This window comes from Nonomuraea glycinis (assembly GCF_014646515.1).
Lineage (GTDB): Bacteria > Actinomycetota > Actinomycetes > Streptosporangiales > Streptosporangiaceae > Nonomuraea > Nonomuraea glycinis.
In genome coordinates this window covers 74,538-97,724 of record NZ_BMNK01000004.1, presented here as the reverse complement: position 1 = coordinate 97,724, position 23,187 = coordinate 74,538, and the positions used below count along the sequence as shown (strand labels likewise).

The following is a 23,187-nucleotide window of genomic DNA, read 5'->3' as shown; positions in this document are numbered from 1 at the left end:
ACATGATCGTAGTGGGCGTCGACGGATCGCACGCGGGGCTGGAGGCCGTGGCCTGGGCGGCCAAGGAGGCGGCGCTGCGCAAGGCGCCGTTGAAGATCACGCATGCCATCACCGAGTGGGCGGCCGGCACCGACACCGGTCGCTACGCCGAGGTGGCCAGATGGATGCGGCAGGGCGGCCAGTCCGTGCTGGCGGCGGCCGAGGACCGCGCCCGCGCCGAGCAGGCGCAGCTCACCGTGGAGACGGCCCTGCTGCCCGGCGACCCGCGCGCCGCCCTGATCGCCGTGAGCGAGGAGGCCGAGCTGCTGGTCATCGGCAGCCACGGGCTGGGCGGCGTGCGCGGCATGCTGGTCGGCTCCGTCGCCCACGGTGTGGCCGGGCGGGCCGCCTGCGACGTGGTGCTGGTGAGCGAGCTGCCGTCGCTGCCGCGGGGTGAGATCGTGGCGGGCATCGACGGGTCGCCGGCCTCGCAGGGGGTGCTGGACTTCGCCTTCGCCGAGGCCGAACTGCGCGGCACCCGGCTGCGGGTGGTCTACGCCTGGACCTGGCCGGGGCCGGAGCCGACCGACGAGGGCGCCGAGCGGCTGATGGTGCAGGAGGCCCTCGCCGGGCAGCGCGAACGCCACCCCGGCGTGAACGTGGTGGAGGAGATCGTGCAGGGGCACCCCGTGGAAGCGCTGCGTGAGGCCGCGACGGGCGCCGACCTGCTGGTGGTCGGGTCACGCGGGCGGGGCACGTTCGCGGGGCTGGTGCTCGGCTCGGTCAGCCAGGGCTTGCTCCATCGTTCGCCGTGCCCGCTGGCCGTGATCCCGAGCCGCCGATAATCTCGTTCTCCGGCCCGGTCGCGCCGTCGCCGGTCCGGTCTATCTGGATGTTCCACTCCGCCGCCAGCGCCGCCAGGGCGCTGACGGCGGTGATGACCGGCGCGAGGATGAACGCGCCCACGCCGACGGTGACCGGCACCTCCAGCACGGTGTGCCCGTGGGAGTCCTTGACGATGATCCGGCGCACGTTCCCCTCATGGATGAGCTTCTTCACCTTCTCGGCCAGTTCCGGGCCGTGAACTTTCGTCTCTTCCCTGGTGACGGTCATGTCCGGCATTTCCCTTCATCGGGGTATGTCTTGTGAGGCTTCCCCTCGATCCGGGCCGGTGACCGTGATCAGCCGTCCCGAACTCCCCTGGATCCCACAGCGGCAGGTAGATCATTCGGAGCCCGGAAACCAGTCGCGGCCCGCGCACCCGCGCTGCTAACCTCCGCCCCATGCGCACCGCTCCGATCGAATAGCGCCCGGCACGAGGCATCGCCATCCTTGTGTCCGCATTCGGTAACGGAGCGTCATCGCATGATCCCCCTTCGACGGGACAGAAACTTCACCCTGCTTCTCTCCGGCCGCGTCATCTCCTCCGCCGGCGACCACATCCAGGACTTCGCCTTCCTGCTGCTCGTGCTGGCGATGACCGGCTCGTCCGGGCAGAGCGGTTTCGTCCTCGGCCTCAACACCGCCTCCTACCTCCTGTTCGGCCTGGTCGCGGGCGCGCTCGCGGACCGCTGGGACCGCCGGCGCACCATGATCTGGTGCGAGCTCGGCCGCGCCGCCCTCGCCGGCGGCGTCGCCCTCGCCCTGTGGCTGGATCGGCTCACCCTGCCCCACCTGTACGCGGTCGCCGCCCTGGCCGGCGTCCTGACCACCCTCTTCGAAGCGGCCGGCACCGCGGCCCTGCCGACCATCGTCGGACCTGACCGGCTCACCCGCGCGCTCGGCGTCACCCAGGGGGCGCTGAACACACTGCGGGTGGGCGGCGCCTCGATCGCCGCCCTCGTCCACGAGCTCGGCCGGACGGCGCCGTTCGTGGTCAACGCCGTCTCGTTCGTCGCCTCCGCGGCCGCCCTCCGCCTGATGCGCGCGCCGTTCCAGGGCGAGCGGCCCGCCGCCGCGCCCGCCGGCCGCGTCACCGCCGAGATCCGGGAAGGCGTCGGCTGGCTGTGGCGGCAGCCGGTGATCCGCCTGTTCGCCCTCGTCCAGACCGGCGACAACCTCCGGTACGGCGCCGGATACCTGGTCATCGTCACCCTCGCCCAGGGGGTCGGGGCCACCTCGGTGCAGATCGGCCTGATCTTCAGCGGCGCGGCGGTGGGCGCCCTGGCCGGATCGCTCCTGGCCGAGCGGGCCGCGCGCCGCTTCCCCCTGGGCGCGATCGCGGTGACCATGCTGTGGGTGGAGGCCCTGCTGTTCCCCCTGTACGCCGTGGCCACCGGGCCGCTGTCACTCGGCCTGGTCGCCGCCGCCGAATCCGTGATCGCGCCGATCTGCGCGGTGGCCATCAGCACCCACCGGCTCACCGTCACCCCCGAGCCGCTGCGTGGTCGTACCTCGGCCGCCGTGCAGACCCTCACCATGGGCGCGCTGTCGATCGGCACCATGCTGGGCGGCGCCATGATCGCCGCCCTCGGCCCACGGGCCACCACGCTCGCGCTCGGCGGCTGGCTCGTCCTGCTCGCCCTCTTCGCCACCACGAACCGCCACCTCCGCACCGCGGCGCCATGAGGGCCGTCCACGGACGGGTCACCACGAGTCCGCATCATGAGGGCGTCTGCGGACGCGACACCGCGAATCCGCATCATGAGGGCGTCTGCGGACGGAAAAGCATGAATCCCGTCATGAAGCAGTGACGGGCAGGGCGCTCACGAGGCCAGTGGGATGCGGAGGACGAGGCGCGCGCCGCTCGCCGAGTCCTCGACGTTCAGTTCGCCGCCGTGGCGGCGGGCGCTTTCCCGGGCTATCGCCAGGCCGAGCCCGGTGCCGCCCTTGTCCTTGCTGCGGGCCGCGTCCAGCCGGGCGAAGCGCTGGAACACGATCTCCCGCTGGCCGGGCGGGATGCCGGGGCCGTCGTCGGTCACTTCGAGCACTGCCGTGTCGCCCTCGCGCCGGACCGAGACCGTCACGGTGGAGGTGGCGTGGCGGGCGGCGTTGTCCACGAGGTTGGTGAGCAGCCGGGCGAGCTCCAGCCGGTCCCCGCGGACGAGCACGCCCGGCCGGAGGTCGGCCTCCACGCCCGTCAGCGGCGCGCGGCGCGCCAGCTCGGACCCGGCCAGCTCGCTCAGATCCAGGCGGTCGTCGGCGCGCCCGGCCCCGGACTCCAGCCGGGCGAGGGTGAGCAGGTCGCTGACGATCGCCTCCAGCCGGTCGACGCCGGCCAGCACCGCTCGCGCGGTGGCGGGCCAGTGCGCCTGGTCCGGGTGCAGCAGGGACTCCTCCACCTGGGTGCGGATGGCGGTGAGCGGACTGCGCAGGTCGTGCGAGGCGTCGGAGGCGAACCGCCGCTGCTGCTCGACTGTCGCCTCCAGCCGGGCGAGGGTCCGGTTCGCGGTGTCGGCCAGCGTCCAGATCTCGTCCCGGTGCTCGGGTACGGGCACCCGGCGGCCGAGGTCGGTGGAGGCGATCTCGGCCAGCTCGGCACTGATGGCGTCCACGGGGTCGAGGGTCCTGCTGACCGTGCGGTAGGCGCCGATCGCCGTGGCGCCGATCAGCAGCATGGATCCGAGCAGGAGGGCGGCCAGCAGCGAGAGATCGACGTACCACGCGACGACGGGATCGGCGCCGTAGATCAGCCACTCGCCCCCGGGCCGGTCGATCTTCACGGCCACGACCATGAGGCACCGGTGCGGAAATCTCGGCAGATCACAGATGATCTGGTCCGCTCGCACGCTCTGCCCGCGCGGGGTGAAGGAGGCCACCCGGGGGTGGCCGAGCATCCGCGCGTTCGCCGCCACGATCCGGCCGTCCGGGGCGACCACCTGGAGGACCGCGATCCGGTGGTCGGGAAGCACGGAGGGGAGCGGGTCCCGCAGGATCTGGCGAACCGTGTGCACGTCGGCGAGGAGAATGCGATCGCTGCGGTCATCGGTGGCGTGCCCGTGGGCGCTCATCAGGATGACCCCGGACAGCGCCGTGCACAGCAGCGTCATGACGACACAGGACAGCAGTGTCATCCGGGTCCGCACGGACAGGTCGCGCCGCAAGCTCACCATGCCCCTCCGTCCACCCGATCACGTTAGGGGGGCGGCATGCGAGGCCGAGGCGCTGACCAGGTAAGACACCACAAACTGTGCGCCAAGACCAGGTCAGCTGGGTGTCTGGCGCTTGCGCTCCTCGATGAACGACAGCATCTCCGTGACGACCTCGTCGGGGAACTGCGCGTGCGGGTAGTGGCCGGCGCCCTCGATCATCACGACCCGGCCGAGCCCGGCTGGCATGCCCGCGACGATGCCGTCCGCCTCGGCCCTGGGGTCGTTCCAGTCGGGGTCCAGGGTGCCCACGAGGACCAGGGCGGGGCAGGGGATGTGGCCGAGCTGGGCGCCCGCGTCGGTGGGGGCGGCCATGCCCATCTTGGTGACGACGGCCATCCGGCCGGGCCGGCGCAGCTCGCCTTCGAGCGTGCCGAGGTAGTCGGCGAAATCGGCCGGCCTGGTCCCCGGATAGGCGTGGGACAGGTAGCTCTTCCACAGCCCGACGCTGCGGAACAGGGCGGTGCCCATGAGCCGCGTCATGCCCTTGCGGTAGCGGGAGTTGCGCAGCAGGCCGCCGAGGTCGGGCTGCTGCGCCCGGGTGAACGGGGCGATCTCCACGAGGGCGCTGACCAGCTCGGGCTCCCGCGCCGCCGCGATGGTGGCGGAGCCTCCCGCGAACGAGTGGCCCACGATCACGGCCGGGCCGCCCAGCAGGCGGATCAGCGCGAGGATGTCGCCGGCCGTGTCGGTGCGGGTGTAGGAGGACCAGCCGGTGCTGGAGTCGCCGTGGCCGCGCAGGTCCATGCTCGCCACCCGGTATCCGGCCGCCACCAGCCGGGGGATCACGAAGCGGTAGGCACGCCTGCTGTCGCCCATGCCGTGGGCCAGCACGACCAGCGGGCCCGCACCGGTGACCTCGTAGCCGATCCGCTCACCGTCGATCTCCAGAAACTCCGTCATGCCCGCTCCCTTATTAAGGTGTATAGCCGCAAAGCTAACAGCCTTAGCTTCTAGGGTCAACAACTCCCGGGCGTAGGGTCAGGCGGTCTCGATGCTTCAGGGCGATCCGCAACACAACGGCAAGTGCCGGACATTGACCTAATGTCCGGCTTCCACGGCAAGGGCGTCGCCTACCTGGGGCGCCCGGCCAAGCCGGGAGAGCGCTACCAGGCGCACCAGCGGGCCGACACCGAAGGCGAGATGCTCGACGGTTACACCCCCGACGAGCGGACCGTGGGCGAGGTCGTGGCCGAAGCCCGCAGGCGAGGGCTGCGGGTGTCCTTCCAGATCATCAAGCCCAGCCCGGGCGGCGGCTTCTCCATGAACCCCCGCGAGCAGTCGGCCACGGTCGGCGACCACTGGGTCGTCTGGGCCGCGGAGCCCGAGCAGGCCGGCACGGTGCGGCTGATCGTGTCGGAGAAGCGGGTCGCCAAGAACCCGGTTCACGGCGACTAGCGGCGGCCCGACCCGGCCATCCGGCCGGATCGGGTATCGGGTATCGGGGAGAGCGTGCGCCTGGAAGCGCTGGACGGGTGAGACGCCGCGCCCGGCTCTGTCCGGGTCAGGCCAGGGGGAACCGGAGCAGCATCGAGGGGTCGGGTGTGCGGGCGAAGCCCAGCGAGCGGTACAGCGGCTCGCCCTCCGCCGACGCCCGCAGGAAGACCGCCGCGATGCCCCGGTCGCGGTACCAGTCGAGCAGGGCCGTCACGCACTGCCGCGAGTAGCCGCGCCGCCGCTGGTCCGGATCGGTGGCGACGTTGTAGATGTACCCGGTCGTCCCGGCGGGGTTGCCCGGCCCGCCGAGCCGCTGGTCGACGGCCCCGACCGCACACGCCGCCAGCGCGCCCGGCCGATCGGGCCTGTCAGGTCGGTCAGGCCAGTCGGGCCGGTCGACGACGAAGGCGGCCAGTGTCGGGTCCGGCTCGTCCAGCCGGGCCCTGAACATCTCAGCGGCGGCCCGCCGCCAGTCGTCGCCGGCCGGATCCCGCCCACTCATGTGGGCCAGCAGCACCGCCCGCAGCCGGACCAGCTCATCGGCGTCCGCCGCTGTCGCCCTGCGCGCCTCACCCATCGGCGGGCGACTCGTTCGAGGTGAAGTCCACGCCCACAGCATGGCCGGTCTCCCCGGCCGCCGACCATGCGTTTTCGAGGGACCCGGCCGCTCCTCGTACCTGTCCAGAGGCCCGGCCGTACCTGCCTGAGCCAGGTCGCGGGTGGAGGGTCGGCCGCCCGCGCGGGTTCTTCCCGGTCAGGACGTCGGCGCCGGGTCGAACCGTTCGGCGGGCAGCCGGTAGGTGACGCCGGTGAGCCGCTCGGACAGCCGCCACAGCCGGCGCGCCGTGTCGGTGTCCCGGATGGCGCGCTCCCCGGTGCGGCGTACGGGCTCGCCACGCAGTTGCAGCGGCCCGTCGGGCACGATGTAACTGCCTCCGGGCAACTCCGGTGCGGTCGCGGCGTACAGCGAGGTCCTGGCACCTTCCGCCGTCGGCCGGAACGCCAGCCGCACGACCAGCCGCGTCAGCGCCGCGTACAGGCGTCCGCGGTCGCTGTTGGCGCCGCCGGTGAGGACGTTGGTCCGGGTGAGGCCGGGGGCGACTGCCATGCTGCGCAGCCGCACCCCGGCCGCGTCCGCCGCGCGCTGCAGCTCGGTGGCGAAGTAGAGGTTGGCCCGCTTGGACTGCACATAGGCGAAGGCGGTGCGGTAGCGGCGTTCGGCGTTGAGATTGTCCAGGTCGAAGAGGGCGAAGCGCTGGCCCTCGCTGCTGACGGTGACCACGCGGGGATCCGGCGCGGCCAGCAGGTGGGGGAGCAGCAGCCCGGTCAACGCGAAGGTGCCCAGGTGGTTGACGCCGAACTGGGACTCGAAACCGTCCTCGGTCCTGGCGAACGGCACCATGGCCACGCCCGCGTTGTTGACCAGCAGGTCGAGCCGGTCGTGGTCCCATCCGGCGGCGAACGCGCGGATCGAGGCCAGGCTGGCGAGGTCCACCTGGCGCAGTTCGAGACGCGCGCCGGGCGCCTCGGTACGCAGGCGGTCGAGGGCGGCCTGTCCGCGTCCGGGATCGCGGCAGGCCAGCACGACGTGGGCGCCGTGGCGAGCCAGCTCGCGGGCGGTGACGTAGCCGATGCCGCTGTTGGCGCCGGTCACGACGACCAGCCGTCCCGTCTGATCGGGGATGGGAGAGTTGTTCATGGAGCACCTCTATCTATCGCAACTCCAAGTCGCGATAGATTGATCCTGCCCATCATGCCCGCATAACGCAACTCGGAGTTGCAATGAAGTCTGATCGTCCGGTTGTCGGGCGCGGCGCCAAAGTCCGGGCCGCCGTTCATGCCGCCACGCTCGCCGAGCTGGTGGACAAGGGCTACGCGGCGTTCAGCGTGGACGCCGTCGCCCAGCGCGCCGGTGTCCACAAGACGACCGTCTACCGGCGCTGGAAGGACCGCGAAAGCCTGATCGTGGACGCCGTGGCCGAGCACATGGCGATGGACATCCCCGACCCCGACACCGGGACGGTCGAGGCCGACCTGCGCGCGCTCGCCCGCTCGCTCGCGCACTCGTTCACCACGCCGGCCGGGCAGGCCATCCTGGCCGCCATGTTCACCGGCGCCGCCCACCTCCCCGAGATCGCCGAGGCCAGACGGCACGTCTTCCACGACCGGCTGCGGCGGGCCGAGCCCGTGGTGACCCGCGCCGTCGCCCGAGGCGAGCTGCCCGCCGGCACCGACCCCGCCGAACTCCTCAAGACGCTGGCCGCGCGGATCTACCTCGACCTGCTGATCACCGGCGACCCGGTCGACGAGGCCCTCGCCGACAAGGCGGCCCGGATCGCGCTGGCCGCCGCGCACGCGGGCGCACTCGGCCACGCATGATCGTTGGCTATCGTGTGGGGGAGTCCGCCGGGGAGAGGAAACGCATGTCGAAGACGTACGAGCTGGGTGAGGTCGTCGCCGAGCGCCGGGTGGAGGCCGTCGCCGCGGACGGCGCCCGCACGCCGGTGGTGGTGCGGATCGGCAAGCCGCTGCCGGACCCTCTGCCGGGCGGGGACTGGTTCTGTCCCGGTCAGATCCTCGGCCTGGGCGACGAGGCCGTACGGGCGTCCTTCGGCATCGACTCCTTGCAGGCTTTCCTGCTGTCGGTGTACGGCATCCGGCTGACGCTGCGGGAGCGTGCCGAGGCGGCCTCCGTCACGCTGGACTGGCTGGGGCAGCCCGACCTGGGCCTGAAGGTCGACCCGGAGGTGCACAGACTCACCGGCGCCTGACCGGCCCCCTACCTGGGTGAAGGCCGACCCAGAGGTGCATAGCCTGACGGCCCCCTACCTGGGCAGGATGCTGATGCCCAGCATGCGCGCCCCGGTCTCGGTACGGGGCCGGTGCGCGCTGCCCGGCGCGAACACCACATAACTGCCCGGCCCGAGCCGCCGCCCCCGGTCGAGAAACTCTCCCGACACGACGTAATAACGCTCCTCTCCATCGTGTACGTCCACTTCCGGCCATTCGGTGCCGGGCGCGAAGTCGTACATCCAGCCGCGGGCCCAGGCGGTGGCCGGCAGCCGGCGCCGGACGATCCCGGGGACCACCTCGACCCCTTCCACCTCGTCCACCTGCGTGACCTGGATGTCATCGGGTTCCTGTGTCATGCCGCCCATCGTGGCCGGTGGGCGGGACCCGGCCCAGTGTCTGGATTGACGCGTTCAGGTACATTCCTGCCATGAGCCCGCACCGGGTGGTGGCCCTCGTCCTGCCCCCGCAGTCGACCTTCGAGCTGGCGTGCGCCGCCGAGGTCTTCGGCGTGTCCCGTCCCGGCCTGCCCACCCGCTACGACTTCTCGGTGTGCGCCGAACGTCCGGGAGCGGTGCCGACCTTGGCGGGCTATGACATGGCCGTGCGCGACGGCCTGGCGGCGCTGGAGACGGCCGACACGGTCGTGATCCCCGGCTGGCAGCGGCCGGACGAACCCGCCGGCCCCGCCGTGCTCGACGCGGTGCGGCGGGCCCACCGGCGCGGGGCGCGCATCGTCGCCCTCTGCTCCGGCGCCTTCCTGCTGGCTCAGACGGGACTGCTCGACGGCCGCCGGGCCACCACCCACTGGCGGATGGCCGCCGCGCTGGCCGCCCGTTCTCCCCGGGTGCTGGTCGAGGCCGACACCCTCTACATCGACCTGGGCGACGTGGCCACCAGCGCCGGTACCGCCGCGGGCATCGACCTGTGCCTGCACCTGGTCCGGGCCGACCACGGCGCCGCCTACGCCGCGCACGTCGCCCGGCACATGGTCATGCCCCCGCACCGCGAAGGCGGGCAACTCCAGTACGCGGTGGAATCTGGCCGGGCGCCCGACTCGCTGGCCCCGGTGCTCGACTGGGCCGCCGAACGACTGCACGAACCGCTCACCGTCGACGACCTCGCTGCCCAGGCCGGGGTCTCGGCGCGGACGCTCGCCCGCAGGTTCGCCGACCGGCTCGGTGTCAGCCCGGGCCGCTGGCTGCTGGGCCAGCGGGTCTCGGCGGCGCGGGCGCTGCTGGAGGAGACCGATCTGCCGGTCGAGACGATCGCCGTACGGGTCGGGCTGTCCTCCGCCACCAACCTGCGCAGGCGCTTTCACCGCATCGTGCGCACCACGCCCGCCGCCTACCGGCGCTCCTTCGGCTCACACCACGAAGGGGAAACTGCGCTCCAGGCCGGAGATGCGCAGCAGCCGTGACACGCAGGGACGCGGCTGCGTCAGGGCGAGGACGATCCCGCGCTGCCGGGCACACCGCTGGAGGTCGATGAGGAGGCTGAGGCCGCAGGCGTCGCAGAAGGTCACGCTGGACAGGTCGAGTACGAGCAGGCGGGTGCTGGAGCGCAGGACGTCGTGCAGCTCGTCGCGCAGCGCCGGGCAGGTGACGAGATCCAGCTCGCCGGACAATTGGACGGTGGTCGGCTCGGCGGGCCCCGCCCCACCGAGTGGGGCCGTGTCGGTGACGGTCATCAGCTTCTCCTCTCGGACAAGCGCGAATGTGAGGCGACCACCGGATGTCCGGCGGGCCCAGCGTCTAAGGAGATGTGAGCGGTCTGTCGCCGCGGGTGACACCGGCGTGCATGCCGGCGCGTGAGAAGCACTCGATACCGCAACCCTACGCCCCGGTTGCCGGAAAAGCACTGGTGCGCATCCTCTGACCTGGGCTGCCAGGGGGAAAGAATGCGCCAACCTCTAGCCGTACGAACAGCTCGTCTCAGCGGAGGGCGGCGGCGAGGTCGGCGAGGTATCCGGAGACCGGCCCGAGGGTGAGCAGCCCGCTGCCCGCCCCGGCCAGCTCCGCGGCGGCGGGCCCGAGCGCGCGGTGCGCACGCCGCATCGTCTCCCGGTCGCCGGCGCCGACAGCGGCTCGCGCGATAAGGCACCACAGAGCCTCGAACAGCAGATCCCGGGGCGGTTCGGGGACGTCACGCAGGGCGTCGGCGCCTTCCGCCCGCCGCCCCTGGCCCAGCAGCACCAAAGGACGAACCCAGGGCCCGTACGGCCCCCAATCGATGCGCTCGTTCCCCAGCCCGCTCGACCCGAAGCCCTCGGGGCAGCCGGTCGATGCGAGCCGTTCGCGGCCGCCGGGACGGACGGTCGGTGCGTGCCGCAGGTGTAGGCAGAGCAGTGCGAGCGGCAGGAGGCCGTGCTCCAGGCCCGGCATGCCGGCGCCGTTCAGGCGTGCGGCGGCGTCCCGGTAGGCCGTCTCGGCCACGGACGCCCGGCCGGTCTCGGCGAGTCGCATCGCCCGGTACCACTGCGTGAACACCCTGGCCAGCGGTAGCTCGTGCCGCCCGGCCAGCCGATCCACCTCGGCCGCGTGCGAGTCGGCCGCCGCGAAGTCGGCGAGCGCGCTGCGGGCCTGGAGGCGGATGAGGTGGCCGAGCACCTGATAGGTGATCAGGCCGTGCCGGGCGGACAGGGTGACCAGCTCGGCGCCGATCCGATCCCGCTGGGGGGCCAGGCCCGCCCGTTCGAAGGTCTGCATGAAGACCCCGTTGAGCGCGAACGCCAGCAGCGCGGGATCGTCCAGGCGGCGGGCGAGCTCTTCGGCCTGCCGCGCGGCCTCGGGCCCCCGGGGCGAGGAGGTGCCGCGCGACTCCAGGGCGATCGTGGCCAGCAGCCGAGTACGCGCCACCTCATGCCCACCCGTCACGCCGTACGTACCGGTGGCTTCGGGGAGGTCGGCGAGGGTGCGTTCGGCCGCTGCCACCACGCGGGCCGCCTGCCGGGGGTCGTCGGAGCGGGTCCAGATCGCCGGTACGTCGTACGCGCCGATCACCCGGGCGGTCAGGTCGGCGTCGCCCAGTTCCTCGGCCGCGGCGATGGCCGCCAGCCGATGCCGGCGCGCGGCCTCCAGGCCGGTGCCGCCGGTCACCGCGAGGCTGCGCAGCATGCTCACCGTGGACTCCAGCCTGGCCCTGGCGCCGGAGGTCACGGTGCGGTCATAGACGGCGGCCGTCTGCGCCCAGATCCGGGCCGCCGCGCTGCCCGGCCCCGAGGGGAGGTCGAGGTGGTCGGCGTGCTGGAGGACGTCGGTCTCCATGCGGCGCAGCGCCGGGCCCGGGTCCACCCCGAGCTGCTCGGCCAGCAGGGTGCGCGCCCGGCGCAGCACGGCGAGCGCGTCGCCCTGCCGGCCGGCGCGATACAGCGCGAGCGCCAGCAGCCGCCAGGCGTCCTCGCGCCAGGGGTGCTCGGTCACGTGCGCGTCCAGGTCCGGCACCGCCTCGGCATCCCGGCCGAGCGCCAGCCGGACCTCGGCCTGGCGTTCGACGGCGTGCAGCCGCAGCTCGGCCAGCCGGGAGCGCTCGGTGCGGGCCCAGTCCTGGTCGGCGAACCCGGCGTAGGCCGGCCCGCGCCACCACCCGAGCGCCTCGGCCAGCCGGGCGAGCCCGTCCTCGGGAGGCAGCGTCGCGGCGGCGGCCACGGCCCGTTCGAAGCGCCAGGCGTCCACCGCGTCCGGCTCCGCGCGCAGGGCGTACCCAGGTCCCACGGTGACGAGGAGCCGGGCGGGGGAGCGGGGCGGGCGATCGGGCTCCAGCGCGCGGCGCAGCGCGGCGACGAAGGTGCGCACCGCCCCCACCGCTCCGGGCGGTGGATCGTCCCACAGGTCCTCGACCAGGTCGGTGACCGGGACGACGCGCCGGCGGGCGACGATCAGCCGGGCCAGCACCGCGCGGTGCCGCGGCCCCTTCAGGGCGACCGCGTCCCCGCCGTCGTCCCAGGCCGCCACCGGCCCCAGCACCCCGAACTCGACCCGCACGTCCGCCCGCCCTTTCCTCCCAGCGTCAGACAGCCCCTTCTTCCCAGCGTCCGACCGTGCCTTCTCCAGCGTCCGACCGTCCCTTCCTCCAGGTCACGCTAGCGCGCTGACCGGATGCTCATTCACGCCCGGCAGGCTGAGAGCAACCGACGAAAGGGCAACACCATGGCGCCTGTCATCACCGGCTTCGACTACCAACGGGTGCCCGTCGCCGACGGCGTGTCACTGAACGCCGCCGTCGGCGGCGCCGGCAGCCCGATCGTGCTGCTGCACGGTTTCCCGCAGACACACCTGATGTGGCGGCACGTGGCCGCCGACCTGGCCGCCGACCACACCGTGATATGCCCCGACCTGCGCGGTTACGGCGCCAGCGACAAACCGGCCGAGACCGACGGCAGCGTGTACGCCAAACGCACCATGGCGGCCGACATCGTCACCCTCGCCCGGGAGCTGGGGCATGACCGGTTCGCGCTGGCCGGGCACGACCGCGGCGCCCTGGTCGCCTTCCGCGCCGGCCTGGACCACCCCCGGACGATCACGCACCTGGCCTGCCTCGACGTGCTGCCCACCCTGGACATGTGGGACGTCATGCACGGCACCACCGCCGCCGTCGGCTTCCACCTCTACCTGATGGCCCAGCCGCCGGGCCTGCCCGAGCGGCTGATCGCCGCCAGTCCGGACGCCTTCTTCGGCCACTTCCTCGACATCTGGGCGGGCGACCCGCAGGCGATCCCGGCCGACGTCCGCGCCGCCTACCTGGACGCCTCCCGCGCGGCCGTGAACTCGATCGTGGCCGACTACCGCGCCTCCGCCGGCATCGACGTCGAGCACGACCAGGCCGACCGCGCCGCCGGGAACCGGCTGCGGATGCCGGTCACCGTCCTGCAGCAGGACTGGGGGAGCGCGCTCGGCTTCGACGCGGCGGCGCTGTGGCGCGCCTGGGCGCCGGACCTGCGTCACATCCCCGTCACCTGGGGCCACTTCATGGCCGAGGAGGCGCCGGCCGACCTCGCCAAGGCCCTGCGGGACCTGCTCACCCGCTGATCGGGACGCTCTTCGGGGTGGCGCGCATGCCGATGTACACGCAGTCGGTGCCGTCGGTCAGCGTGGAGAACACCACGGGCACGTGCTCCTCGCTGAAGGAGGAGCCGCCGCCGGTCGCGGCGAAGACCGTCTCCGACACCGGCACCAGGTCCATCTCCAGCGGCGGCGAGAAGTCCTTCATGCCGTCGACGAACGCATAGCGGATGCGCGCGCCGTCGTCGTCCTGGGCGACGGTGACGACGACCCCTTCGCGCCGGTAGTCGCCCACCAGCCGCGCCATGTCCACCACGGGCGGTTCGGCCGCCGGCCCGAACGGGTCCGGCATGCGCACCCCGGCGAGCTCGTCCAGCAACTCGCGGAACAGCTCGGCGTACAGCCGCCGGGCGCCCCCGCCGTTGGTCATCAGGGCGACGACCACCCCGGCGTGCGGGACGACGCGCAGGTAGGCGTACTGGCCGATGGCCGCGCCGTCGTGGCCGTAGCCGAAGACGCCGTTCCAGTCGTACAGGGTCCAGCCCAGGCCCCAGCCGTCGGCACTGACGGTCCACTTGTCCGGGCTGTCGACCTCGCGGCGCCGCATCGCGGCGACCGCGCCGGCGGACAGGACGCCGCGCCCGCCGTCGAGGTGCGCCTGGGCGAAGCGGGCGAGGTCGCCCGCGGAGACGATCACCCGGCCGTACGGTCCCGCCGAACGCGGCATCAGATCCCAGGCGGGCGCCGGGTCGGGGTCGCGGCCCGGGTCCCCGAGGTGGCTCATGGCCACCTGGAACCGCAGCGCCTCCTCGGGCAGCGTCACCGACCGGCCCAGCCCGAGCGGGGTGAGCAGCCGGTCCTTCAGCGCCTGGTCCCAGGTCTGCCCGGTCAGCACCTCGACGATCCGGCCCAGCACGACGTAGCCGAGGCTGCTGTAGGAGATGGCCGTGCCCGGCGGGCAGTCCAGCGCGACCTGCCCCGCGGCCTTGACGTAGGTGGCCAGGCAGTCGTCCCCCCGACCGGAGTCGAAAGTGAAGTCACAGGTCAGGCCGCCGGTGTGGCTGAGCAGTTGCCGGATGGTGATGGTCGCGGTGGCCGCCGGATCCGGCGTGGCGAACTCGGGCAGCACGCTCACCACGGTCGCGTCGAGATCCAGCAGGCCGGCGTCGACCAGCTGCATCACCAGCGTGGCGGTGTAGACCTTGGCGATCGAGCCGGACAGGAACAGTGAGTCGGTCGTCACCGGCACCCCGGTGCCCCGGTGCAGCACCCCGCCGGCCAGCTCGTGCAGCTCACCGCCGGACAGCACGGCCAGGGACGCTCCGGGGACATGGTGGGCGGCGCGCAGCTCGTCGAAGCGGGTCTGCCAGCGGGTCACGTCAAAGGTCATCAGGGGTCTCCTCATCGGGGTGGGTCAGCTCGTCCTTGAATCGGCGGGCAGCTCGCCCGAGGCGCGCAGGGTCTCCCGGTAGGCCTGCCACTCGGCCGCCAGCGCGGGCATCCGCTCGGCGAGGAAGCGGGCGAAGGCGGCCGTCTCCAGCAGGCGCGCCCGGCGGGCCGCGGAGGCCTCGCCGAGCGCGTCCAGGCCGTGCCGGGCCAGCGCGCCGAGCGAGGTGTACTCCGCCCGCTTGTCCACCATGCTCAGCCAGATCGCGGGATGCAGGCTGACCCGGTCCACGCGCTCGCCGGCGGCTCTCGACCGCTGGATCCAGGACCACTCCTCGAGCATGGTGACCGCGCCGCTGATGGCGCTGCGACTGGCCCGCAGCGCCTCGCTCAGCTCGGCGATGGTCTGCTGCGGCGGATCGCAGATCATCAGCCACCCGGCGACCCGCCCGGTCATCGGCGGCAGGGCGTTCTGCCGGGCGAAATGACGCCCCACCTCGTCGGCGAAGGCCAACTCCACTTCATATGCCATGCGAACGATATTACCGACATGTCTGAGATAACACAAATCTCTGACATTTCAGTCCAGAGTGATGGCGTTCGCCGCTCTCTGGACGTTCTCCGGCGCGGCGCCCTGGCCCTCCTGCTGCTCCAGGGCGAGGGCCTGGTTCAGCGCGACGAACGGGCGCAGGCGCCGCTCGTAGCGGTCGAACGCGCCGGCGGGCTCCCGGCCCAGCTCCTCCGCCAGGACGTACGCCCCGACCATGGCCAGGCTGGTGCCCTGGCCCGACATCGGTGAGGCGCAGTAGCCGGCGTCGCCCACCAGCGCGACCCGGCCCTTCGACCAGCGCTCCATCTCGACCTGGGCCATCGCGTCGAAGTAGAAGTCGTCGGCCTTGTCCATGGCCTCGATCAGCCTCGGCGCCTCCCAGCGCAGCTTCGCGCAGTGCTCCCGGACCAGGCGCCGCTGCTGGTCGACGTCGTGGTGGTCGTAGTCGATCGGCCCGGCCGCGAAGCCCAGGTTGACCCGCATCACACTCGGGTCCCTGTCGCTGAACAGGCCGAACCCGGCGTCGCCGTCCCGGTGCCAGGTCTGCCAGTGGTCCAGATCCAGGAAGTTGGGGGCGGTGAAGATGGCGACGTACATGCCGAGGTGGCGCAGGAACCGCGACTCGTCGCCGAAGACGAGGCCCCGGACGTTCGAGTGCAGGCCGTCGGCGCCGACCACGAAGTCGTAGCGGCCCCGGCCGCCGCTTTCGAACGTGACGTCCACCCCCTGCTCGTCCTGGGTGAGCTCGGCGATCGAGTCGCCGTACCGGTAGGTGGCGCCGGCCGCCGCCGTGACGAGCGCGGTCAGGTCGTCGCGGAGTATCTCGATGTCCGGGCTGTCGAACCGGCCCCCGCTGACCGTCTCCTCGGTGCTGCGCATGATCTCCTGGCCGTCACCGTCGACCATCGACATGCCGCGCATGGTCGTCCTCAGGGCGGTGGCCCGCTCCAGGATGCCCATCCGATCCGCCACGGTCAGCGCGGCCCCGCGGATGTCGACGGCCTGCCCGCCCAGGCGCGGCGCGGGGGCGCGCTCGACGAGCGTCACCTCGAAGCCGCGCTCGCGCAGCCAGTAGGCCAACACGGGGCCGCCGACGCTCGCGCCGGACACGAGAACCTTCATGATGCGCTCCAAACTCTGTTGACGTTGTACGCGATGTGAATGTACGTCGTACAAACAGCACGTTACAAGGGTTATCGAGTAGAGTCTGTACTAGTACAGGAAAGGACTTTCGATGGCTCCGCCGTACGCGCGCATCGTCGATGACATCAAGGGCCGCATAGCCGACGGGCGGCTGCGCACCGGCGACCGGGTGCCGTCCACCAGGCAACTCGCCCGCGACTGGGGCGTCGCCCTGGCCACCGCCGCCAAGGCGCTGACGGTCCTGGCGCAGGAAGGCGTCGTGGTCGCCGAGCCGCGCGTGGGCACGCTGGTCGCGCGGCCGCGCGACGGCGGAGCGCCCGCCCGGCGGCCCCTGCTGTCGGAGAACGACCTGACGCGGGAGCGGATCGTGCGCGCCGCCATCGAGATCGCCGACGCCGACGGGTTGCCGGAGCTCACCATGCGCGGCGTCGCCGGCCGCCTCGGGGCCGCCACCATGTCCCTCTACCGGCACGTGGGCGGCAAGGACGACCTCCTCATGCTGATGATCGACGCGGTGCTCAGGGAGTTCCCCCTGCCCGAGGAGCCCCCGCCCGGCTGGCGCGCCCGCCTGGAGACGTCGGCCCGCCTGCAGTGGGCCGCCTACCGCGCGCACCCGTGGATGGCCAAGGTCACCTCGCTGACCAGGCCACTGCCGTCACCCAGCCTGCTCCGGCACACCGAGTGGGCCCTGGCCGCGATCGAGGACGGCCGGCTCGACGCCGCCGGCAAGATGCACGTGCACATCCTGCTCTTCAGCTACGTCCAGGGCATCGCGGCCAACCTGGAGTTCGAACGGCAGGCGCGCGCCGGCACCGGGCTCACCGGGGACGAGTGGATGAGCGGGCAGGAGGACGCCCTGCGGGACATCGTCGCGTCGGGTGCGTACCCCAGCTTCGTGAAGGTCGTCGGCGAGATGGCCGGCGGCTTCGACCTCGACCTCGACCGGCTCTTCGAGTTCGGCCTGAAACCGCTGCTCGACGGCCTCGGCCCGGTCATCGACGCTGACCGGCGCGACTAGTGCGGCGCCTGAGCCGTCCGCATGCCGTCGTTCGGCCGCGGGTCGGTGATCCCGCCGGGGCAGGCGTACCGGGGGATGTCCCACCCGGCGCGCCGGGCTCCGGCCTGGTAGGCGCTGTCGTAGAAGGCGAGGACGGCGGCGCGCGGGTCGGCCTCGGCCCGGGCGTCGTCATAGCGGAGCACGGCCAGGTGGCCGCCCCGCTGCGGAATCCACCGCGCGGCCTCGGGCGCCAGGGGCTCGCCGTCGAGTCCTTCGGGCTCCGGAGCGGTGTAGGAGTAGAAGGCCGGCTCGGGAAAGGCCGGGTCGCCGAACCAGAACCCCGAGCTGATCACCTCCCGCGAGTACGCCTCCCGGGTCACCGGGTCGGCGTCGGCCGGCTGGTCGATCCGGCGGTCGGAGAAGCGGGTGCAGGCGAGGTCGAAGGTGTGCCAGAAGTGGTGCACCGGGCTGGTCTTGCCGGAGTAGCCCGCGGCGAACTCCTCCAGCAGCAGGTTCACCTGGCTGAGGATCTGCCAGTAGCGGGTGACCATGATCGGGTCGTAGGCCGCGTGCTCGGTGTCGTCGGCGAACGGCCGGTCCGCGTCCGGCAGGTCGAACGGGTGCGGCAGGTCCAGGCGCACCCGCACGCCCAGGCTGTCCAGCGCCCGCTGGGTCTCGTCGTAGAAGGACGCCACCGACCGCCCGGGGAGACCGAACGACACCTCCCGCCCGTCCACGGTGGTGATGACCAGCCGGTGGCCGAGGAAGTCGAAGTCGATGGTGAAGATCGGGTTGCCGTCGACCTGGCCCATCGGCCGGGTGGTGAGACCTCGCCCGGTGAGATGGAACGGCGCGTTCCACCAGTGATTGCGCCGAACCCCGCTGGCGAGCCGGACCTTGCCGATCACCTGGCAGAACCGGTGCACCGTCTCCTTGGTGTCCTGCCAGCCGGCCAGCGGCATCGCGGCGAACTGTTCCATGAGCCCACCTCTTCCCCGACAGGGTGCGCCGAACCCGCACCGGCGACGCGGCCGGCGCGGTCGTGTCGGTGAAGGTGTCAGGCGCCGGGGCGGACGATCATCAGCACGACCACGACGGCCCACAGCAGGTTGTAGACCCCGGCCAGCATGGACAGCCGGCGCAGCCCCTTCGCGTCGCCGGGCCGGGCGAGCACGTCGCGCTGGCGCGGATAGATCTGCAGGGCCAGCACGCCGCCCGCGACGGCGGTGAGGACCATGGAGAGGTTGAGCCAGATCTCGCTCATCCGGCCCTGGACGAGGGCCAGGGCGATCCCGACCACGGGCACGACCAGGCCGAGGAAGCCGTAGCCGCGGGTGATGCGGTGCAGCGCGACGGCCACGGCCCGGCTCCGTTCCTCGGACGGCGGCGCGGCGCCGGCCGCCACCGGCGCGTAGCGCGGGAACAGGCTCGCCGCGACGGCCGAGCCTCCGACGAACACGATGCCGGCGAGCACATGCACGGACAGCAGGATGCCTTCCAAGGCGGTCTCCTTCCACAACCTTCAGGTGTCCTGAAGCCTAGCAGCGAAAGCTTCAGGCTGCCTGAAAGGGAGGGGTCTTTCAAGAAGGAGGTCACCCGAAGGCCGCTCGGACCGCCTCGGCCACCTGCCGCTGGATCGGGTCCGCGTCGGGGCCGAACAGCTGCTCGTCGACCACCGCCACCGCGTCCTTCGCCGCCCGCAGCAGGCGGGTGCCGTCGGCCGTGAGCTCGATCGCCGAGGCGGAGCCGGCCCGGGCCGTGGTGTCGCGCACCAGTCCGGCGCCGGCCAGCGCCTTCACCGCGCCATGGACGCTCTGCACCGTCGTCCCGGACATCCGCGCCAGATCGCTGAACGACACCCCGGGCACCCCCGAGATGTGCCCGAGCAGCCCGAGCCTGCTCACGGTGAGGTCGAGCGGGGCCAGGGCGGCGTTGAGCTCCGACTCGATCCGGCGCGCCAGCGTGAGCAGCACGATGGAGGGACTGGTCACGGGCGGTTCGTTCGCGGTGGTCACCAGCCAAGTTTCCCCCACCCTCGGGCGTCCAGGTCCTGCGCCGGCCACCCGCCCGGCGGCTTCGGGCGGTGCCCGGTTCGAGGTCACCGGCCAGAAATTTCGTGAGACATGTCGAAAAGGAGCACTCTCGTTCGACCTATACGGTGACGGTGCCCTTTCAGGGCCGGTGACAGGCGCCGATCTGGTCGGCGGAGAGGACATGAGCATGACAACGCTTGAGGACCGGGTACGGCGGCTCGCCGACGAGCTGGTGGGCAGCGGCGCCGAGACCGGCCTGCAGGTCGCCGTCTACCAGGACGGCAAGCAGGTCGTCGACGTCGTCGCCGGTGCGGCCGATGCGACGACCGGGCGTCCGGTGACCCCGGACACGCCGTTCTACGTGTACTCGGCGGGCAAGGCGATGACGGCGACGATCGTGCACCTCCTGGCCGAGCGCGGCGCGTTCGGCGAGGCGGAGTACGACGCCCGCATCGCCGACTTCTGGCCGGAGTTCGCGCAGCACGGCAAGCAGGGGGTGACGATCCGGCACGCGCTCACCCACACCGCGGGGATCCCCGGCCTGCCGGCCGACGTGACCCCGGAGGAGGTGTGCGACTGGGACCGCATCTGTGCCCGGATGGCCGCACTCGAACCGTGGTGGGAGCCGGGCACGAAGACCGCCTACCACGCCTACACCTTCGGCTTCATCCTCGGCGAGCTCGTCCGCCGCGTGACCGGACGGCGCATCTCCGAGCTGCTCCGCACCGAGATCGCGGAGCCGCTCGGCGTTCCGGGTGAGCTGTGGTTCGGCATGCCCGCCGCCGAGATCCCACGCGCGGCCCGGCTGGAGGCCGACCCGCGCGCCGCGGGGTTCGAGCTGCCGGCGGACTCGCCGTTCTGGAAACTCGCGCCGCCCGCGGTGAACCCCGACGCGACCTTCGGCAACCGTACGGACGTCCTTCAGGCGGACATCCCGGCAGGCGGGAAGGTGTCGGCGCGGGGGATCGCGCGCCTGTACGCCGCGCTGCTCGGTGAGGTCGACGGCGTCCGCCTGCTCAGCCCCGAGCGGGCGCGGGGCCTCACCCGCGTCGCCTACTCCGGCCCCGACGAGCTCTTCGGCATGCCGTCGTCCTGGAGCCTCGGCCTGGCCTGCGGCCGCCCGGGGGCCGCGCCGGGCACCCAGGACACCTGGTTCGGCTGGGGCGGCGTCGGCGGCAGCTACGCGGGGATGGACGCCGCGACCGGCACCACCCTCGCGATCGGCAAGACCCGGCTGAGCATCGACTTCGAGACGGCCACCCGGATCACCGCGCTCCTCGACGGCTGACCGGCCGCGCCCGCGGCTACTCGCCGGCGTCCGGCAGGGTGCGCAGGACGCGGGCCGTCAGGTCGGCTCGGTCGACGCCGGCCAGGGCGAGGGCGCGCGGGACGGTGCCCGCCTGGGCCTGGAGGATGCCGAGCAGCAGGTGTCCCGGCCGCAGATCCTTCTTGCGATGGGACCTCGCGAGGCGTTCGAGGGCGAGCTTGGCGGAGGCGCCGAGCTGGGTCGGAGGCTGGGGGTTCCTGGTCGGCCGGGGGAGGTCGAAGGTGGCGCGGGAGACTCCGGCCGCGGCCAGGCTGTGCTCGAACTCCCGCTCCAGCGCGTCCCGGATCGTGCGGTGATCGAGCCCGGCCGATTCCAGGGTGGGCTCCGGCTGGGCGGCGATCGCCAGCAGCAGGTGCTGGGCCTCGATCGTCGCGGAGCCGTCCTGGTGGGCCTCGGCGGAGCCCTGCTCGATGATCGTGTGCAGATACCTGTCGAAGCCGGACATGGTCACCGTCTCCTCAGCGTGACGCCCGCTGCGATGAGCCGCTTGGCGTGCTTCTTGTGGACCGCCTGGCGGGTCACCCCGAGTGCCTCGGCCACCTGCGGCCAGCTCCAGCCGGCCCGCATCGCCTGCTCGACGGCGGCGTCCTCGATCTGATCGGCCAGGCGCCTCAGCGCCGCCACGGACGCCAGCGCGTCAGCGGGCTCCGGGGAGACGGGATTCTCGACGGCGGGCATGTCAGCAACCGTAGTTGACCGACGCCGATCGTGCTCACCTCAGCTGGATGTCGGGCCCCGTCGCCAGCTCCTGCGTGCCGATGACCAGCAGCAGCTCCAGCTGGGCGGCCCCCTGGCTGCCGGGCGGCGCGGTGAACCACAGCAGGCGCTGACGCCCGTCCTCGCTGAACAGGCAGTAGCAGTCCAGCTCGATGACGCCCAGCGAGGGATGGACGATGCGCTTGTGGTCGCTGCGGCGCAGCGCGACGTCGCGGGTGTCCCACAGGTCGGCGAACTCCTCGCTGCGCCGCCGCAGCACCGACACCATCTTGGCCACCTCGGAGTCCCGCCCGCGCCGGGCGGCGACCGCCTGCAGGTCGGCCACGAACGCGCGCGAGTGGTGCGGGTGGTCCTCGGACGGGTAGAGCGCCCGGGAGGCGGGGTCGGTGAACCAGCGGTGGACGAAGCTCGCCGCCGGACCTCGTACCGCCGGGGGCCGGCCGACGAGCGCGGCGGCCGGCTCGTTCTGCACGAGGGTCTCGTGCAGGTCGGTGATGATCTGGGCGGGGGTGGTGGTGAGCCGGTCCAGCAGGCCGAGCAGAGCCGGCTGGACGTGCGCGGCCGGGCCGTGCGCCGCCCGGGGGAGGGGCCGGTCGGCCAGATGGAACAGGTGGTCGCGTTCGTCGCCGTTGAGGCGCAGCGCGCGGGCGAGGGCGGCCAGCGTCTGGGCGGAGGGCTGGACGTTGCTTCCGCGCTCCAGTTCGGTGTAGTAGTCCACCGACAGCCCGGCCAGCTGCGAGACCTCCTCGCGCCGCAGGCCGGGCACTCGGCGCCGGGGTCCGGTGGGCAGGCCCACGTCGGCCGGCCGGATCCGGGCCCGCCGTGACTTCAGGAATGCGGCCAGCTCAGAAAGGTTCACATCTTCATCATCACCCGGTGGCGAAGCTTGAACCAGGGGATGGCAACCCCAGGGTGGACGCGGCCCTGGCTACGGGCGGCGGACCACGCCATCGTGTACGGCACAGCGCCTTCAAGTGCGGGAGTTCCCATGTCTCAGCTCAATTCCGACCACCCTCGTGTCGCCATCGTCACCGGCGGGTCCCGTGGCATCGGCAGGCAGGCGGCGAGCCGGTTGGCCGCCGCCGGGTTCGCCGTCGTGATCGGCTACGCCGGCAACCGGGACCTGGCCGAGGCCGCGGTCAAGGAGGTCACCGCGGCCGGTGGCCGGGCGGTCGCCGCCCAGGCCGACGTCGCCGACGAGCAGGCCGTGGCCGCGCTGTTCGGCACGGCCGAGTCCGCGTACGGCGGCGTCGACGTCGTCGTGCACACCGCCGGCCGGATGTCCCTAAGCCCCATCGCCGACCTGGACCTGGCCGAACTTGACGCGCTGCACCGGACCAACATCCGCGGCACCTTCGTCGTCGCCCAGCAGGCGGCCCGCAAGGTGCGCCCCGGCGGGGCGATCATCACCTTCTCCACCTCCCAGGTGGGCCTGGCCACGCCGAACTACGGCGCCTACAACGCGAGCAAGGGCGCGGTGGAGGCGATCACGCTCGTCCTGGCCCGCGAACTCCGCGGCCGGGACGTCACCGTCAACGCCGTCGCGCCCGGTCCGACCGCGACCGACCTGTTCCTCGACGGAAAGGACGAGGAGACCATCGCCCGCCTGGCCGGCCTGCCCCCGCTGGAACGGCTCGGCACCCCTGAGGACATCGCCGAGGTCGTCGCCTTCCTCGCCTCCCCGGCCGGCCACTGGATCAACGGCCAGGTCATCCGCGCCAACGGCGGCATCATCTGACG

General features: G+C 72.7%; 27 protein-coding genes. 10 read left to right on the top strand and 17 right to left on the bottom strand.

The window, feature by feature from the left end; translation table 11 throughout:
- Nucleotides 1-2 precede the first annotated feature (2 nt).
- Nucleotides 3-824 carry a universal stress protein gene (locus IEY87_RS13910; protein ID WP_189139040.1) on the top strand — a complete coding sequence of 274 codons (822 nt, stop codon included), beginning with the start codon at nucleotides 3-5 and terminating at the stop codon, nucleotides 822-824.
- On the opposite strand, the gene IEY87_RS13905 is transcribed toward IEY87_RS13910, so the two are convergent.
- Entirely contained in the window at nucleotides 763-1,092 is a 330-nt protein-coding gene (locus IEY87_RS13905) for a DUF4342 domain-containing protein (RefSeq protein WP_189139039.1), read from the bottom strand. The two genes, IEY87_RS13910 and IEY87_RS13905, sit on opposite strands and share 62 nt — an antisense overlap.
- A gap of 252 nt (nucleotides 1,093-1,344) precedes the next feature.
- Between IEY87_RS13905 and IEY87_RS13900 the strand changes: the two genes are divergently transcribed.
- The gene (locus IEY87_RS13900; RefSeq protein WP_189139038.1) at nucleotides 1,345-2,547 is read left to right on the top strand and encodes an MFS transporter; all 1,203 of its coding nucleotides are present in this window, start codon (nucleotides 1,345-1,347) and stop codon (nucleotides 2,545-2,547) included.
- Between the two features lie 137 nt (nucleotides 2,548-2,684).
- Here IEY87_RS13900 and IEY87_RS13895 read toward each other — a convergent pair whose 3' ends face one another.
- Both IEY87_RS13895 and IEY87_RS13890 read right to left on the bottom strand, forming a co-directional pair.
- A complete protein-coding gene (locus IEY87_RS13895; protein WP_225277347.1) occupies nucleotides 2,685-4,031 on the bottom strand; it encodes a sensor histidine kinase in 1,347 nt (448 codons plus the stop codon).
- 93 nt (nucleotides 4,032-4,124) lie between these two features.
- Complete coding sequence (locus IEY87_RS13890) at nucleotides 4,125-4,970, bottom strand: alpha/beta fold hydrolase (protein WP_189139037.1); 846 nt, start codon at nucleotides 4,968-4,970, stop codon at nucleotides 4,125-4,127.
- Nucleotides 4,971-5,111: 141 nt separating this feature from the next.
- On the opposite strand from IEY87_RS13890, the gene IEY87_RS13885 reads away from it, so the two are divergent.
- Complete coding sequence (locus IEY87_RS13885) at nucleotides 5,112-5,465, top strand: hypothetical protein (RefSeq protein ID WP_189139036.1); 354 nt, start codon at nucleotides 5,112-5,114, stop codon at nucleotides 5,463-5,465.
- 106 nt (nucleotides 5,466-5,571) lie between these two features.
- Here IEY87_RS13885 and IEY87_RS13880 read toward each other — a convergent pair whose 3' ends face one another.
- Nucleotides 5,572-6,081, bottom strand: a complete 510-nt coding sequence (locus IEY87_RS13880; RefSeq protein WP_189139035.1) for a GNAT family N-acetyltransferase — start codon at nucleotides 6,079-6,081, stop codon at nucleotides 5,572-5,574.
- A 177-nt stretch (nucleotides 6,082-6,258) separates the two neighbouring features.
- Nucleotides 6,259-7,203: an oxidoreductase gene (locus IEY87_RS13875; RefSeq protein ID WP_189139034.1), complete on the bottom strand. Its 945-nt coding sequence runs from the start codon at nucleotides 7,201-7,203 to the stop codon at nucleotides 6,259-6,261.
- Between the two features lie 83 nt (nucleotides 7,204-7,286).
- Between IEY87_RS13875 and IEY87_RS13870 the strand changes: the two genes are divergently transcribed.
- Both IEY87_RS13870 and IEY87_RS13865 read left to right on the top strand, forming a co-directional pair.
- A complete protein-coding gene (locus IEY87_RS13870) occupies nucleotides 7,287-7,883 on the top strand; it encodes a TetR/AcrR family transcriptional regulator (RefSeq protein ID WP_189139033.1) in 597 nt (198 codons plus the stop codon).
- Between the two features lie 44 nt (nucleotides 7,884-7,927).
- Nucleotides 7,928-8,275 carry a DUF6968 family protein gene (locus IEY87_RS13865; RefSeq protein ID WP_189139032.1) on the top strand — a complete coding sequence of 116 codons (348 nt, stop codon included), beginning with the start codon at nucleotides 7,928-7,930 and terminating at the stop codon, nucleotides 8,273-8,275.
- Between the two features lie 54 nt (nucleotides 8,276-8,329).
- Here the strand turns inward: IEY87_RS13865 and IEY87_RS13860 are convergent, their stop codons facing one another.
- On the bottom strand, nucleotides 8,330-8,653 hold the full coding sequence (locus IEY87_RS13860; RefSeq protein WP_189139031.1) for a cupin domain-containing protein: 324 nt from the start codon (nucleotides 8,651-8,653) through the stop codon (nucleotides 8,330-8,332).
- Between the two features lie 71 nt (nucleotides 8,654-8,724).
- Between IEY87_RS13860 and IEY87_RS13855 the strand changes: the two genes are divergently transcribed.
- Entirely contained in the window at nucleotides 8,725-9,714 is a 990-nt protein-coding gene (locus IEY87_RS13855) for a helix-turn-helix domain-containing protein (RefSeq protein ID WP_189139030.1), read from the top strand.
- Here IEY87_RS13855 and IEY87_RS13850 read toward each other — a convergent pair.
- Nucleotides 9,661-9,984: an STAS domain-containing protein gene (locus IEY87_RS13850; RefSeq protein ID WP_189139029.1), complete on the bottom strand. Its 324-nt coding sequence runs from the start codon at nucleotides 9,982-9,984 to the stop codon at nucleotides 9,661-9,663. The two genes, IEY87_RS13855 and IEY87_RS13850, sit on opposite strands and share 54 nt — an antisense overlap.
- 244 nt (nucleotides 9,985-10,228) lie before the next feature.
- Nucleotides 10,229-12,277, bottom strand: coding sequence for an AfsR/SARP family transcriptional regulator (locus IEY87_RS13845; RefSeq protein WP_189139028.1), 2,049 nt, complete (start codon nucleotides 12,275-12,277; stop codon nucleotides 10,229-10,231).
- Nucleotides 12,278-12,442: 165 nt separating this feature from the next.
- Between IEY87_RS13845 and IEY87_RS13840 the strand changes: the two genes are divergently transcribed.
- A complete protein-coding gene (locus IEY87_RS13840; protein WP_189139027.1) occupies nucleotides 12,443-13,321 on the top strand; it encodes an alpha/beta fold hydrolase in 879 nt (292 codons plus the stop codon).
- Here IEY87_RS13840 and IEY87_RS13835 read toward each other — a convergent pair.
- From IEY87_RS13835 to IEY87_RS13825, 3 genes are read right to left on the bottom strand one after another with little or no spacing between them, the layout of a single operon-like run.
- On the bottom strand, nucleotides 13,311-14,684 hold the full coding sequence (locus IEY87_RS13835) for a serine hydrolase domain-containing protein (RefSeq protein ID WP_189139026.1): 1,374 nt from the start codon (nucleotides 14,682-14,684) through the stop codon (nucleotides 13,311-13,313). The genes IEY87_RS13840 and IEY87_RS13835 overlap by 11 nt on opposite strands.
- A 24-nt stretch (nucleotides 14,685-14,708) precedes the next feature.
- Nucleotides 14,709-15,212, bottom strand: coding sequence for a GbsR/MarR family transcriptional regulator (locus IEY87_RS13830; RefSeq protein ID WP_189139025.1), 504 nt, complete (start codon nucleotides 15,210-15,212; stop codon nucleotides 14,709-14,711).
- Between the two features lie 48 nt (nucleotides 15,213-15,260).
- Nucleotides 15,261-16,352: an FAD-dependent monooxygenase gene (locus IEY87_RS13825; protein WP_225277348.1), complete on the bottom strand. Its 1,092-nt coding sequence runs from the start codon at nucleotides 16,350-16,352 to the stop codon at nucleotides 15,261-15,263.
- A 112-nt stretch (nucleotides 16,353-16,464) separates the two neighbouring features.
- Here IEY87_RS13825 and IEY87_RS13820 point away from each other — a divergent pair, with 112 nt between their 5' ends.
- A complete protein-coding gene (locus tag IEY87_RS13820) occupies nucleotides 16,465-17,391 on the top strand; it encodes a TetR/AcrR family transcriptional regulator (protein ID WP_189139024.1) in 927 nt (308 codons plus the stop codon).
- Here the strand turns inward: IEY87_RS13820 and IEY87_RS13815 are convergent.
- The 3 genes from IEY87_RS13815 to IEY87_RS13805 all read right to left on the bottom strand — a co-directional run bounded on the left by IEY87_RS13815 (nucleotide 17,388) and on the right by IEY87_RS13805 (nucleotide 19,385).
- Entirely contained in the window at nucleotides 17,388-18,350 is a 963-nt protein-coding gene (locus IEY87_RS13815) for a DUF5996 family protein (protein WP_189139023.1), read from the bottom strand. The two genes, IEY87_RS13820 and IEY87_RS13815, sit on opposite strands and share 4 nt — an antisense overlap.
- A gap of 77 nt (nucleotides 18,351-18,427) precedes the next feature.
- The gene (locus tag IEY87_RS13810) at nucleotides 18,428-18,871 is read right to left on the bottom strand and encodes a hypothetical protein (protein WP_189139022.1); all 444 of its coding nucleotides are present in this window, start codon (nucleotides 18,869-18,871) and stop codon (nucleotides 18,428-18,430) included.
- Nucleotides 18,872-18,962: 91 nt separating this feature from the next.
- On the bottom strand, nucleotides 18,963-19,385 hold the full coding sequence (locus IEY87_RS13805; RefSeq protein ID WP_225277349.1) for a MarR family winged helix-turn-helix transcriptional regulator: 423 nt from the start codon (nucleotides 19,383-19,385) through the stop codon (nucleotides 18,963-18,965).
- A gap of 205 nt (nucleotides 19,386-19,590) precedes the next feature.
- Between IEY87_RS13805 and IEY87_RS13800 the strand changes: the two genes are divergently transcribed.
- Nucleotides 19,591-20,691, top strand: a complete 1,101-nt coding sequence (locus IEY87_RS13800; protein ID WP_189139020.1) for a serine hydrolase domain-containing protein — start codon at nucleotides 19,591-19,593, stop codon at nucleotides 20,689-20,691.
- 16 nt (nucleotides 20,692-20,707) lie between these two features.
- Here the strand turns inward: IEY87_RS13800 and IEY87_RS13795 are convergent, their stop codons facing one another.
- The 3 genes from IEY87_RS13795 to IEY87_RS13785 are packed head-to-tail and all read right to left on the bottom strand — an operon-like array spanning nucleotide 20,708 to nucleotide 22,306.
- Nucleotides 20,708-21,175 carry a Clp protease N-terminal domain-containing protein gene (locus tag IEY87_RS13795; protein ID WP_189139019.1) on the bottom strand — a complete coding sequence of 156 codons (468 nt, stop codon included), beginning with the start codon at nucleotides 21,173-21,175 and terminating at the stop codon, nucleotides 20,708-20,710.
- 2 nt (nucleotides 21,176-21,177) lie between these two features.
- A complete protein-coding gene (locus tag IEY87_RS13790) occupies nucleotides 21,178-21,408 on the bottom strand; it encodes a hypothetical protein (protein ID WP_189139018.1) in 231 nt (76 codons plus the stop codon).
- A 34-nt stretch (nucleotides 21,409-21,442) separates the two neighbouring features.
- Nucleotides 21,443-22,306, bottom strand: coding sequence for an MmyB family transcriptional regulator (locus IEY87_RS13785; RefSeq protein WP_189139017.1), 864 nt, complete (start codon nucleotides 22,304-22,306; stop codon nucleotides 21,443-21,445).
- A 129-nt stretch (nucleotides 22,307-22,435) separates the two neighbouring features.
- Here IEY87_RS13785 and IEY87_RS13780 point away from each other — a divergent pair, with 129 nt between their 5' ends.
- A complete protein-coding gene (locus IEY87_RS13780) occupies nucleotides 22,436-23,185 on the top strand; it encodes an SDR family oxidoreductase (RefSeq protein ID WP_189139016.1) in 750 nt (249 codons plus the stop codon).
- The last annotated feature ends 2 nt before the right edge of the window (nucleotides 23,186-23,187 follow it).